We start from the raw sequence: 12,154 nt of genomic DNA on the forward strand, positions 1-12,154 counted from the left end.
CCCCATAAAAATTAAGCCCCTCCAGTGAGGGGCCTTGTGTTTGTTCCAAGATCGGTGATCGGTATGTTCTGCGACTGGCGTGTCGCAACGTCACCACCGGGTAGCGGCGGAAGGTTATCGAGCCTGCGTACTTCATTAACAGTGCGTATGCCAGTGTTAACCATGATTTGCATAAATGATGCCCGGCTTGTGGAGTCGCCCCGCAGCAGCCCGTCAAGGTTATGCTCAGCGTGAATAACGCCCTGCTCAGATTCTTTTACCAGCCAGCGTTCAATGCTGTACTCCCACCGGTCAAGGTAGGGCTTAAGGGTGTACTGAAGAAAACCGAGATTTTGCTGCTCAATGCCGCTGCCCCATGATGTGGTTTTCTCAACATCCCCCACCAGGTGCGGCGGTACGCCGTAAAAGCGCGCCAGTTCGGCGACCTGGAACTTTCGCGCAGCCAGAATTTCAGAGTCCTGAGGTGAAACACCGATAGCCTGAGTCGTAAAACCGCTCTCAAGGATCCACAGTCGTTTTTTAACCGGTCCGCCCGCAATCTCTTTGAAGTTTTCCTCGAGCTGCCCGCGCTGCTCTTTGGTCAGAACTTTGCCGTCGGTCATCAGTATCTGCGGGGATTTCGCGCCGTTCGCAAAGAATTCACGCTGGTTGTCTTCCATGGCAATGGCGACACCCGCTGACTTCGCGCTGAACGCCAGCGGGGAGAGTCCGGTCAGGCCGTTAAAACCAAATCCCTTAAGATGAAAGATTTCTTTCTGGGAAAAGTCAGCATATTCAGTATCGCGCCGGTAACGGTATATGATGTTTTTACCGTTATCGCTGAGCCGCACCTCCATGTTGGCGCTCATAAGCGGCACCATGCTTATCACGTCGCCTACACTGTTTCTCTCGACATGCGCATAAGCGTTGCCGTAGGCGCAAAGCTGCATGGTCATAGCTTCACGAAACTCAAGCGCGGTCATAAAGTTGTTGGGACGGAAGCGTAGCAGCTTTGCCAGGGGATGAGTGCCTGCTACTTTCTTTCGCTGATCGTCTCTGGTCTCGTAGACATCGAGGGGTAACGATGCAGTAACGGTTGAAATGAGCCTGATACAGGCCCACACCGTGCTGATTTGCATGTTGCGCTCATCAGTGACGACGGAATCACCAACCACACCGTGCGCAGAAGTACCTGCCATCTGAGAGCCCTTATCCGGCGTGACCAGCCGTCCGCCGGTCAGGATAGAGGCCATGCGCGCCCAGAATGGCGATCGTGTCCGCAGGTCAATGCTGTAATCGGTATCTGCCATTTTTACACGCTCAAAAAGTTGTAAATGAAATCGTTAACGTCGCCCGGATCCTCCACCTCATCACTGGTCTGCGCGCCGATGGACATCGCCAGCGCGACCATGCCATCGATACGCCCGCTGGATTTACCCTTCACAAACTTGCGGTTGCCGGCGGGGTCGGTGATTACCGTGGCGTTTTTGGCGCACATTTCGAGGATTGGGTGGTTGCCGTGCCTCAGCTGCGCGCCGAGCAGTCTGGCTTCCAGTTCCCTGAGCGCAGGCGACATGGATACAAAACCCTGGCCGAATTCCACGAACCTCTCGAGCTCCGACTCAGTGAAACCGGCGTCGATGAGATGCGGGCGAAGGAAGCGCATGTTGTAGCGGTCGAACGCCAGCACCCTGACGTTACAGATATCAAAAACACGCCGCAGCTCCCGGGCAATAAAGGCGTATTCAATGGCCTTACCTGGCGTCGTATTCAGCCAGCCCTGTTTCGCCCAGATGTCATAAGGCACGCGATCGTTACGCGCCTTGTCCGCTAGCCCTTCCTCAGGTAGCCAGAACTTACAGTGCACATCGCCCTGCGTTGTGTTGAGCACCAGCGCCGTCAGGTCCGATACGCTGGAAAGGTCCAGTCCGCCCCATACGGTAGCGCCCGCCAGTTCGCCGGGCTCTTCTTTGTTCATGTGCCAGACGGTCTGGCTTACGAACGGGCTTTTAGCCTCCACGCGACGGTTAAGCACCAGGTTCTCAAACTCTGCCTGGCGCGACGGGAGGCGCTTCGCGCTGGCGGCCATATCAAGCACTTCTTTCTGATTCATGAACACATCGAAAGCCGGGTTTGCCAGCCGGATGGCTTCAACAGAGAAAGGATCGATATCTTCCGGTGCGGTCTGCAGCCTGACTACTGTACGTGGGTCAGCACCGGTCAGCCCATCGTCAATCAAAAGACTCAGCAGATCGCTGGCATCGGGTGCCTGTGTACTGATAATCACAGAGATCGGGTTTTCCTGAGCCGCGGTTGCCGTTTCCAGTGCCTCATAAAGCGCATCGCGCGGCCCCCGTACCTGCCCCAGCTCATCGTGGGCGACAAATCGCGGCGAGAAACCGTAAGCCGTGGTGGCCTCAGCACTCAGTGCGCGGTAATACGACCCCAGCTCCGGGCAGTGGATTTCCTTCGCAGAATCCTTAATAGCCACATACTGCATCAGTACCGGATTCATCCGGCACATTTTTGAAGCCAGGTTAAACAGGATTGCAGCCTGATCGCGTGAACGTGCTGCTGAATAAAGCTGGGAGTTAGGTGCCGCTTCCGGCCCGACCAGGTAAAGCAGCATCAGCATGGCGGTTTCCACCGTCTTGGCATTCTTCCGCCCCCTGCTGATAATCGCGCGTCGGGTGCCATGCTTGTTGTCAAAAATGGCCCTGAAATCGTCCTTCATGAATGGGGCCATCTTCAGCCGCTGCCCAACGAACTTGCCTTCAGGGATCAGGATGTTCTGCTCACACCAACGGATGTTTCGTTCAGCCCGCGTAAGGGTCTTTTTAACCATCAGTTAATCAGCCTTAATCAATTTCCCAGGGCTTCTTCTCCCGCGCCAGGTTGTTATGTGCCCGTCCCACTGTTTTCGGGTCGGCGGTAGCCTGGCGGGTGATCCGCAGGCGGGTTGCCAGAGAAGACGCTGAACGTACCTCGCGTTCCCGCATCGTCAGTAACTTGTCGTAGCGCTTCAGGCCATCATCACGGGCCAGCCATTCAAGCTCAAACTCCTCGATCTGGGTGGTGAGCAGCCGTGCCTGCACCACATGACGGCAGTACATCTCCAGCATGTCGCGGTGCGTTTCGGTGAAAGAGCTGGCCGGGTTGTCGTTCACCAGCCTTACCCAGACATTGATCTCCGGGTCGCTGAGGTGCAGCGACGGCTGCAGCCTGCTTTCAGCCAGAGCCGGAAGCGAGACAGCCGACGTCGCGGCCAGAGATTTCCTGCCTCGCTGAGCCATCATTTTTCCTTTTTTTCTGGACGTTTTTAAAATGAAACGGGGGAGCGCGGTCTTTTAGATGCCGCAGCCAGAGTTTTACCCTCCCCCCTGCCAGTACCTGGATGATTTCAGTTACCAGATCACCCGGCCTTCGTTGTCGAATTCGGTCACCGTTCCACCCTTCTCCATGCGTTGCTTAACCGAGTCGTGACAGCGCTTGCACAGGGACTGAAGATTATCCGGATCATGAAACAATGCCTCGTCTCCCTTATGCGGGGTGACGTGGTCAACAACAGTTGCCGCAATCACCTGATTGCGTCTGAGGTGGAACTCACAGAGTGGTTGCTTCTGAAGCTGGTGATAGCGGAGCCGGTACCAGCGCTTGGTGTTATAGAGGTGGTGCCAGGGTGAATTAGAAGCCATAAAACTACTTCCGAAAATGCAGTAAACCGCCCGGCTTCAGTGCGTCCTGTATGGCATCGTTCACCACCAGCCTGACACTGGTCTCATTGATGCAGCTTGTTTCAGCATCTTGCGCCTGCCTGTCTTCAATGCACAGATTGTCAGGGAAGTATTCAGGGATGCCATGCACTTCAGCGCGTACACCATAGCGATCGTAAGTCGCAGAACCAGCAGCATGCTCCAGTCTGTAACCATCATCACTAATAATGACTCGCAGCTTATGCATAACATTCTTAAGCGGTAAGGGTTTCATGGTGGTTTCCTTTTAGATGTGAGCCTGTCGCACGGGGCAGTCGCCCGAGAGAAACGGTTTTCCCAGGCTCACGACTGAAAGACTCTCTTTGGTGCGCGTACGAGGCGCATAAAAAAGCCCCGCTAGTGCGAGGCTAAAAAATGCAACTATGACAAATAGTTGCCGCTTACGCTTGTTACTACAGCATTACTAACCATACTCAAACTTCCTTTAGCACAGGAAACAGGCACCACCGCTTGACCCTTTTCATTGAGAAAATAAAAAGTGCGAAATGCACATGCCATAGACAATTCCGGTTCGCCCTCTTGATGGGGGCGTTTTTTTGCTTTACAGAGCGCCAGCGTGAATACAGAACATCATCAGGTGAGTTCGTAAACGCGCCCTGGACTGGTCATTTCACGGCGTTGTAGTACGCCTGCCAGCGGTACTTGTCGAGTCGCAGCTGGCGCAGGCATTCTGCCGTTTCGATATCCGCCGGCAGGTCTTCATCGCTATTGGTACCGGCATTACTTGCCCTGCACGGTTCCTGCATCAAATCCGCTGATGGAGTTGGCAGCGTCGATGGCACGCTGACGCAGCCGCACAGACTCATCATCAAAATCACACCTGGTACGATCCGGAGACTGAACATATTTCACCACGTCGCGGGTTATGGTCCGGTAAATCACCTTCGCCTCGGCACTGGCCGCAGCGGCTTTCTTCTCTACCGGCTGGATGGCTTTCTCGGCCTTTTCTTTTTTGACTGCCGCCAAGGCGTTGATATGGTCGGCGTGCGCATTCCAGCCAGAACGCCATGCTGCTAATGCTGTGACCACCAGCATTATGAGAAAGACACCGACGATACAGGCTATCGCCTTAATACGCGTCATGACTTCGACTCCACAACAAAACCGCCCGCCTCCCTAAACTTTTTCAGAAGGTCTTCGACTTTATGTTCGTACTGACCGTACCCTGCCCCCGGCAGCGATGCCCAGATGTTGCTACAACGATCGATAGCCTGGCGGATATTGCCGCTGTCGATTAATTCCAGCGCGCGGCGCTCTTTAATCTGCTGGAGTGCTACGGCATCCTGGCTGGCCGGAGAGAAGTCTTTCAGACCAAGTTGCTTACGGTATGCATCCCAGTAGCGCGCCAGTAGTTGATAGCGCCCTGCCGCTGTGGATTTAATTCGCAGTCTCGGCAGGTCAATCATCTTGCGGGGGTGATCTGCGTAGTTGTTAAATAGCGTTCCGCCAACAATCACGTCATAACCGCGATTGCGCGTTGGCTGCCCAGGCTTATCCGTTCCCTCGGACCATGCCAGCATGTCGAGAAACGCTTTTCGCTGAGGGTTGATTGTCTGCATTACTCAGGCCTCAGTACGTGGAAAATTCGCGCGACGTTGCCCCGGGCGCGGAACACGGCAGCGCAGATGATTAAGTTGATGGCGACCGTTGCCCAGTGCGCATGCAGGTAGGAGTCAAAGAGGTACCGGAACGGCACGGATGCATACGCCAGTATAATCAGGTAGGCCAGCCATGAGGCCCACGGGTTATGTCGCCCGCCAGGCTTACGGAACATCATCAGGCGCAGAACAATGGCGGCACAGGCCACCACGTTCGTCAGCACCAGCGGATCGTTAGTTACCATTGGTTCCCCCTCTCCAGCGTGCCAGCAGCTTTAGCGGGTCCTGTTCACTGAAAAATGTCAGTGTCTTGATTGCCACGGCAGACAGCATTACCGCGCCGAGCGCATCAAGCGGTTTATCGGCATAGCCGGTTATGCTCGCCAGCCACGAACCCACCAGCCCGGAGCCATAGACGCCAGCAAAATACGACACAACGAAATACGCGGAACGGCGGAAAATCGTCAGGTCGGCGGCGGTGGCCACGTAGAACACGGCCCCGGCAAACGCGCCGAACACCACGCCGTAATCAGTGCCGGTAAGCAGTCCATAAATACTCGCGCCGGTCAGCGCACTGCCGGCAGCCGCGGTACCGGAAAAAGGTTCGGACATTACGCCCCCTCGCTATTGATGAGTCCTCTCGAATGAGGGGAAATAAAAAAGGCCCACCGAAGTGAGCCTCAACTGAGAATGATTTTGAGATGTTAATGCAGCATATCGCGTTTAATAACCTCTTCCGGAAGAGGTGTTGCCGCAAGGTTGGGAAGATCTGCCTGGGCAAACTCAAGCTGAATAAAACGTAATTCTGACATACGCACTTCAGCTCCATTCGGGTACCTTGCGAACCTGGTACCCTCAGAGTCTGTTACGTCAGAGACAAGAACTGGATAAAGTTTTTCCGATCCGGATGGCTGGGTGTGCTTTATAAGCATCGGGATCGGATAAAAAGAACGTGGGGGGCGCATAGTTTTTTCTGCAAAGGTTTGAGGAATAAAAAACCCGCCTTCAGGGCAGGTTAATTTTTAAACTGGGCCGCCATCAAGGGCTCGAACCCCGCCCCTACTGTAAATAAAGCAATACTCTGGCCACGCTGAGCTAATGGCGGATTCTACACGCTTAAACTGCGAACACATTTCCAGCCGAAGGGCCTTTCGGACCATCTTCAACAGTGAACTCGACTTTCTGACCTTCATTCAGTGATTTGAAACCACCGCCCTGGATAGCAGAGAAGTGAACAAAAACGTCTTTACTGCCATTATCAGGGGTGATAAAGCCGAATCCTTTTGACCCATTAAACCATTTTACCAAACCAGTCATTTTGTTAGACATAGATATTACCTCAATATAAACAGAGCCTTCCGGCGTAATGGTTTCCGCCACAGAATTTAATTAATAACGATAAGGAGGCTCAATTTGGAGGGTTATCTATGGATAACTCTTTAGATGAGGACTGCTTTACTAAACCGCTTTATTGGGTCTGTGTACCAAACCGACAACCCATTAGTCACACACATACCCTTTGATAGCAACTCTTATTTTATTATTTAATCAGAGGTATACGAAGCCGTAAAAAAACCCGTCAAAGGCGGGCTTTCGGAGCAAATCATTTCAGACGCAACACTCCATGATTAAAAGCATACAGGACAAGTTCGGACAAAATCAAGCCCTGTGTATCGAAATAGCTAAATATTGTCTTTATCATCATGAAAACCGGTAGCTTCCTGAAACGCCCTGTCCGCCTGTCTTTCACCTTTCTGGCAGATATCCACCAGCATCTCGTAAAAAGGCTTCCAGTTTCGGGTCCAAGTCCTGACGTGCAGATCGGGCACTTGTTTAATGATCGCTTTATACGCTGCTGTAGACGGTACCGACGAATATCCGTTGCCTCCGCAACGTTCACACGTCTTGTACACCGGCGCGCCATGTTCCTGGGTAGCTTTGCGATCGAGCACTTCGCCCTTCCCCCCGCACCGACAGCGGGCGCTGATTACTCCCTTCCCTTCACATGCATCACAAATGGCTGGCACTATTTCAGTTATCTCTGTCCATTTCTCCCAGTCCGACGGACGAACGGCGCGGGAGCGATTTGCCCAGTATGGCGCTTTTCCCCACGGGTAAGATACCTTGCGTGTGGTCTGGGTCCGGGTGGCGCGTCCGGTACCGTTGCAGGTGATGCAGGTGCAGCTGGTAGCCGCAGAACGCGAATACTCCGCGAACGCATATTGCGCCAGCAACAGCATGCAGGTACCAAATTGATCACCGGCTGCTTTGCGGACGTTTTTCGGGGCAACATCCATCGCGTGACGCGCCAGCGCCTGAACTGCCAGCTGTGCGTCTGTTTTACTGATCCCGGCTTTCCCGAAGAATGCCGCAAGCCCGAACCGCGCCCGGCTGCTGGTGGTACCGATAGCCGCCATTACGTCAGTACCAGTGATCCGCTCGGGTGAGGTTCCTTTCACGCTGTCGTTGATATGCATTCCCTGAGGTGAAAAGTGCTTCAGTGCTGCTTCAAGTTTCATTGCTCACACTCCCCAACCAGATTAATAATCACCGCGGCACCGTCATCTTCCATGTATTCGCCCTTCCCGCTTTCCAGGAACCAGTGACACACTTCTACGGCTTCAGCGCGCGTTACCGGCGGGATGGTTGCCAGCAATTTGTCCAGATAAAACTCGCGGTCATATACAGATCGATGATGCTCGGAATAACCAAACTCATAGCCAAGCTCTTTGCCTGCGGTGTTGCGTGCCTGGTAAAGCCAGTCCCAGTAAACAAACTCACGAACAACATCTGACAGGGTGTGAGGATCTGGCAGCGCGTCACGGTAGCCATCAACAAACGCGCGGCGCTGATCATCAATTTCAGTCATACGTCCACCGCCAATATGCCCGGACTCCAGTTCTGCGGCGGTCCAGCCCCAGTCGTAATTATCAATAAATTTCGGTGAGGACTTAATCACAAGCTCAGCTTCAACATCATCGAATGCTGTTTCGTAGCTGCCGAACTGCGCTCTGACTGCTGCCGCTTTTTTGATGTTCTCCCGCGCAGCCTCAATCGCCCGCGCCGGGTTATCCATGCCGATGGTACCGAATGCAACCTGGAACGGATCGGCACCATTCGCCAGCAGGTAACTTGAGTAACGTTTCTCAGCATCTTTAGGGGAGATTTTGATTTTCTCCAGCGCGGCTTCGGCAGCATCAAGATGTTCAGGCTCATTCAGGCGAATTACTTCCAGTACCCAAAGATAAGCGTCAGTCTGCTTATGTCCGGTGATTTTTCGTTGTTCAGGCAGCGGCTTGATGTTTGCGAGGATGGTGCAGTGCGCTGCCGTCGGAATAGTGAAAAGTGCTTTATGTTCGGTGTTATCTGTGCGCATTATGCAGCCACCTTTTTCAAAAATGTCATCTCGCGAACCTGATCGCCGTTGACCAGCAGATCGTTAAAATCCCCGTTGTCGCACCAGCGCACACTAACTTTTTCAATGTCATTTTTTGCCAGCAAGTTAGCGTGGGCACACTCGAACGCCGCCGCATGGCCCGTTGCTGAATGAGGGTCCATGTCGGCAAAAATGATGAGATGCCGGACGCCAGATGGTGCGCGAAACTTCTTCATAAACCCGCTGTTCAGCGTTGCCCAGGTATTGCAGCCGTATAGCTGTACCCCGGATAAAGCCGTTTCAATACCTTCCGCAATACCCAGTGTGGACGCGACGGGAAACATCCTCACCGCAACCGACTGGGCATGATCCAGATAGGACTCCTCCTGTAACGAGTAAAGGCGTTTCTGCCCGTCGCCCATCGGTGCCTTTTTATCGCCGTCAAGATAGGTCCGGTGCAGATAACACAGCTCACCCCGGTTATCTGTCGCCAGCGAATACAACGACTGATATACGTGGCCCTGATAGCGTTCCTTCGGACAAAACCGCACCGCTTCAGCAGGTAGCTTTGTGATCCCCCGGTTCAGGAGATATTGAGCCGCGCTTGTGCCGCGAGGACCTTCCAGCTTTGAAAATTTGCTCACCACCCGCTGTCGCAGGCTGGTGGCTGTGGTGTTGATCGGTGTTGCGCGATGCCGGTAGTCATTACCAAGCAGGGCGTCGATTTCCCGGCAGACTTCAGCGAATGATTTCCCCTGGGTCTGAACTACAAGACTGATCCCGTTGCCGCTGCCACATTTGCAAATCCACGTACCGTTTCCGTCCTGATCATCAATGCGGAAACTTCCCCGCGTGGCGCAAAGCGGACACTCACCCTTGAAGTGCCGCCCTCCGGTAACAGGCGGGAGTCCGTAATGTTCAAAAATTTCCGGCCATCGGCCTTTTGCTGCTTCAGTGGTTTTCAAGTTCTCTCTCCCGCATGATTACGAAGTTGTTCAAACTGCTTTTTAGCGCTGATGATCCTGCTGGTCGGACAGCCCTCAGGAATGGTTGTCAATTGCTGAGGCTGCCCCTCAGTTCGGTTGTGAACGACGGGCGTCTGTTGTAACTGCCGTTTCTCCTGTCCTTTTGCCCAGGCGATTTGTTTATGCCGGATGTAATTGCTGACTTCGGGGGTGATCTCCATCGGGAAATCGCTCAACCCGTTAGGCCACTCCCCGAATTTGTCCCGGAAGGTGTGAAGGCACCACCCGTTACTGACGGGTTTGCCGGTTGAAGCGCGCTGGCGCTGGTAAAATTTAATCTGGCTCCACCAGGCCTGTTTGGTGCTTTTCGTTGCAACGGAAGAGCCTTTAGAAAGCTTTTTAATTTTGCGTGAGGTGTCGGTGTCCACGTCGGAACCGGCCAGCGGTTTAAAGCCGCACTTGGGGCAAACGTAAACGCCTGCCGGCTTCATGAAGTGACATTCTGGACACTCTTTAGGGATTTTTTCGGCTCGCTCTTCCGCTGCCCGTGCTGCCGCCTCCTTCATGCCATCGCTGGAATCCAGCAGAACGTCGTATTCGATAGCATCGGGAAAGCCCAGGCGGTGAACGGTTCCGCTGTGATCGAAGATCAGACAGGTATCCTTGCCCGGCGCAGTGCGAAGCCCGCGACCGATACACTGTATCCACCGTATTTCTGATTTAGTGGGTCGGGCATAGATGATGCAGCGCACATCGCTGTCGAACCCGGCCACCAGCACGCCCACAGACACGAGGATTTTTGTCGCACCAGTTTCGAAGCGGTGGATCATTACCTGGCGCTGGTCATGGGGTGTTTCCGCTGTCATGACTTCAGCGTTCACCCCGGCTTTGTTGAACTGAATGGTGACGAAATTAGCGTGAGCCACGTTTACGCAGAAAGCGATAGTGGGGAGGTCGCGCCCGTTCTCAAGCCAGTTACTCACAATGTCGCCCACCAGATCAGAGCCGCTCATGATTTCTGCCAGTTGGGTTTCGTTGTAGTCCCTGCCAAAATCCGACGCGGACATTTTCACGCCCTTCAAATCCGGCTTTGTGGGCGCATAAAACTCAAACGGACTGAGGTCGCCGCGTTTGATAAGTTCGCTGATGGTGGTGGGCTTAATCAGACGCTGATAGTAGTTGCCCAGGAACGATGAAAAAGGGGTACCGGAAAGCCCGATAACCTTAACGTCCGTTTCGCTGGTAAGGCGTTCAATCTCTTTCAGGATGGTGCGCTTACGGAGATGGGCTTCATCGATAATCAGCAGATTAATATTGTCGGGAAAATCACGGCGGATCAGGGTGTCGGCGCTGGCAATCTGGATCAGGCGCTCCGGATCTGCCTCACCCTTATCTGCTTCGGCCCATACAAGACCAATCTCGTCAGGATTCAGTCCATAGCTTATAAAACGGCTGGCGGTCTGCCGCAGCAAAACAGTGTACGGAGCGACAAAAAGCACCCGCATACCACGGCTGACAAAGCCGTCAGTGATGAAAGCGGCCAGTCCTGTTTTACCGCTGCCGGTGGGTGCATATACCATGAAGGAATTCTGTGCCCTCCACTCACGACGCAGCATATTCAGTGCCCGGTCCTGTGCAAAATTTGGTGTGATTGTCAGCATCTGCCGCCTCTAACTCTGTGCCTGTAAGTGAGCCTGAACTTTTCCAGGAAAAACCCACCTGTCCGCCTTTCATGTTTAGCCGTCTAAATGGCTGTGCTGTTTTTTTTGGAGGAGGTTACTGCTTACTGAGATCTACTTAACCTATGTACCTGTCTCCTGGAAAAGGACGCTATACCTGCCCCTTCTCCCAACTCCCCCCTTACCCCCCTCTTCCCTCTTCCCCACTTTTTGGTGGTTTAGACATCCAGACACCTTTAAGTCTGAACATTCCAAGAGGTGATCATCACTGACCGAATGAAGGGGGCTTTTCTGTGTAACCCTGTAAAGCTCGGTGATACTTTCTGGCGTACTCACGAAGGCGTGTGTTTGCTTCGTGTCTTGCTTTGTTCTCTTTGCGAAAGCTCACTGGCTCGCTGTTCAAAAACTCCTCGTAGACTTCTCCGTAACGAACGATTGCCTTTTGCCTGGCTGATGGGGGTAGCGCTGATAACTGTTCCTGTATCCACTCCGCATCGGCTTTGCTGTATACCTGCGGCATCACCGCGCTGTTAACATGCATGGTTCGAGTGCAACAGTTCAGGCCAAATTTTTTGCCAGTTGTTAGGGCTAAGCGCTTTACGGGTTACTTTTCCACCGCTGTGTATTTCAATCTGAGCGCAAATTTCTGGACCTATCGGTTTACCTGTGCTCATGACCTTCCTCAGGTAATTGAGGGTGGTACCGCAGTTCTTTGCGAAAACCCTTTTTTCTTCAGGCGTTAAAGTCGCCATGTATTGCTTCAAAGTTTCCATAGTTAACCTCT

General features: G+C 53.4%; 16 protein-coding genes and 1 tRNA gene. All 17 read right to left on the reverse strand.

The features are described 5' to 3' along the window. Positions 1 to 11: 11 nt before the first annotated feature. The 17 genes from FHW74_RS08090 to FHW74_RS22830 all read right to left on the reverse strand — a co-directional run bounded on the left by FHW74_RS08090 (position 12) and on the right by FHW74_RS22830 (position 11,911). The gene (locus tag FHW74_RS08090) at positions 12 to 1,289 is read right to left on the reverse strand and encodes a phage portal protein (RefSeq protein WP_183169974.1); all 1,278 of its coding nucleotides are present in this window, start codon (positions 1,287 to 1,289) and stop codon (positions 12 to 14) included. 2 nt (positions 1,290 to 1,291) lie between these two features. Then, on the reverse strand, positions 1,292 to 2,824 hold the full coding sequence (locus FHW74_RS08095) for a terminase large subunit (protein ID WP_183169975.1): 1,533 nt from the start codon (positions 2,822 to 2,824) through the stop codon (positions 1,292 to 1,294). A gap of 13 nt (positions 2,825 to 2,837) precedes the next feature. After that, entirely contained in the window at positions 2,838 to 3,272 is a 435-nt protein-coding gene (locus FHW74_RS08100; protein ID WP_183169976.1) for a hypothetical protein, read from the reverse strand. Positions 3,273 to 3,383: 111 nt separating this feature from the next. Further along, the gene (locus FHW74_RS08105; protein ID WP_183169977.1) at positions 3,384 to 3,674 is read right to left on the reverse strand and encodes an HNH endonuclease; all 291 of its coding nucleotides are present in this window, start codon (positions 3,672 to 3,674) and stop codon (positions 3,384 to 3,386) included. 4 nt (positions 3,675 to 3,678) lie between these two features. Beyond that, positions 3,679 to 3,966: a hypothetical protein gene (locus tag FHW74_RS08110; protein ID WP_183169978.1), complete on the reverse strand. Its 288-nt coding sequence runs from the start codon at positions 3,964 to 3,966 to the stop codon at positions 3,679 to 3,681. Between the two features lie 391 nt (positions 3,967 to 4,357). Further along, positions 4,358 to 4,498 (reverse strand): hypothetical protein, encoded by a 141-nt coding sequence (locus tag FHW74_RS08115; RefSeq protein ID WP_183169979.1) that lies wholly within the window; start codon positions 4,496 to 4,498, stop codon positions 4,358 to 4,360. Next, entirely contained in the window at positions 4,473 to 4,787 is a 315-nt protein-coding gene (locus tag FHW74_RS08120; protein ID WP_370527998.1) for a hypothetical protein, read from the reverse strand. Before FHW74_RS08120 ends, FHW74_RS08115 begins: the two co-directional genes overlap by 26 nt. A 44-nt stretch (positions 4,788 to 4,831) precedes the next feature. Further along, on the reverse strand, positions 4,832 to 5,311 hold the full coding sequence (locus FHW74_RS08125) for a glycoside hydrolase family 104 protein (RefSeq protein ID WP_183169981.1): 480 nt from the start codon (positions 5,309 to 5,311) through the stop codon (positions 4,832 to 4,834). Then, the gene (locus FHW74_RS08130; protein WP_183169982.1) at positions 5,311 to 5,595 is read right to left on the reverse strand and encodes a phage holin family protein; all 285 of its coding nucleotides are present in this window, start codon (positions 5,593 to 5,595) and stop codon (positions 5,311 to 5,313) included. Before FHW74_RS08130 ends, FHW74_RS08125 begins: the two co-directional genes overlap by 1 nt. Beyond that, the gene (locus FHW74_RS08135; RefSeq protein ID WP_142984831.1) at positions 5,585 to 5,962 is read right to left on the reverse strand and encodes a phage holin family protein; all 378 of its coding nucleotides are present in this window, start codon (positions 5,960 to 5,962) and stop codon (positions 5,585 to 5,587) included. The genes FHW74_RS08130 and FHW74_RS08135 overlap by 11 nt, the downstream gene beginning before the upstream one ends. 416 nt (positions 5,963 to 6,378) lie before the next feature. After that, positions 6,379 to 6,455, reverse strand: a tRNA-Asn gene (locus tag FHW74_RS08140). Between the two features lie 11 nt (positions 6,456 to 6,466). Beyond that, positions 6,467 to 6,679, reverse strand: a complete 213-nt coding sequence (gene cspA / locus FHW74_RS08145) for an RNA chaperone/antiterminator CspA (protein ID WP_183169983.1) — start codon at positions 6,677 to 6,679, stop codon at positions 6,467 to 6,469. 353 nt (positions 6,680 to 7,032) lie between these two features. Further along, positions 7,033 to 7,869, reverse strand: coding sequence for an antitermination protein (locus FHW74_RS08150; RefSeq protein ID WP_183169984.1), 837 nt, complete (start codon positions 7,867 to 7,869; stop codon positions 7,033 to 7,035). Then, a complete protein-coding gene (locus tag FHW74_RS08155) occupies positions 7,866 to 8,726 on the reverse strand; it encodes a helix-turn-helix domain-containing protein (protein ID WP_183169985.1) in 861 nt (286 codons plus the stop codon). Before FHW74_RS08155 ends, FHW74_RS08150 begins: the two co-directional genes overlap by 4 nt. Beyond that, complete coding sequence (locus FHW74_RS08160) at positions 8,726 to 9,691, reverse strand: toprim domain-containing protein (protein WP_183169986.1); 966 nt, start codon at positions 9,689 to 9,691, stop codon at positions 8,726 to 8,728. The genes FHW74_RS08155 and FHW74_RS08160 overlap by 1 nt, the downstream gene beginning before the upstream one ends. Continuing rightward, complete coding sequence (locus FHW74_RS08165) at positions 9,688 to 11,352, reverse strand: DEAD/DEAH box helicase (protein ID WP_183169987.1); 1,665 nt, start codon at positions 11,350 to 11,352, stop codon at positions 9,688 to 9,690. Before FHW74_RS08165 ends, FHW74_RS08160 begins: the two co-directional genes overlap by 4 nt. Positions 11,353 to 11,635: 283 nt before the next feature. Next, complete coding sequence (locus tag FHW74_RS22830) at positions 11,636 to 11,911, reverse strand: hypothetical protein (protein ID WP_255459884.1); 276 nt, start codon at positions 11,909 to 11,911, stop codon at positions 11,636 to 11,638. Positions 11,912 to 12,154 lie beyond the last annotated feature (243 nt).

The sequence above is a fragment of the Atlantibacter sp. RC6 genome (assembly GCF_014193285.1).
Classification (GTDB): Bacteria; Pseudomonadota; Gammaproteobacteria; order Enterobacterales; family Enterobacteriaceae; genus Atlantibacter.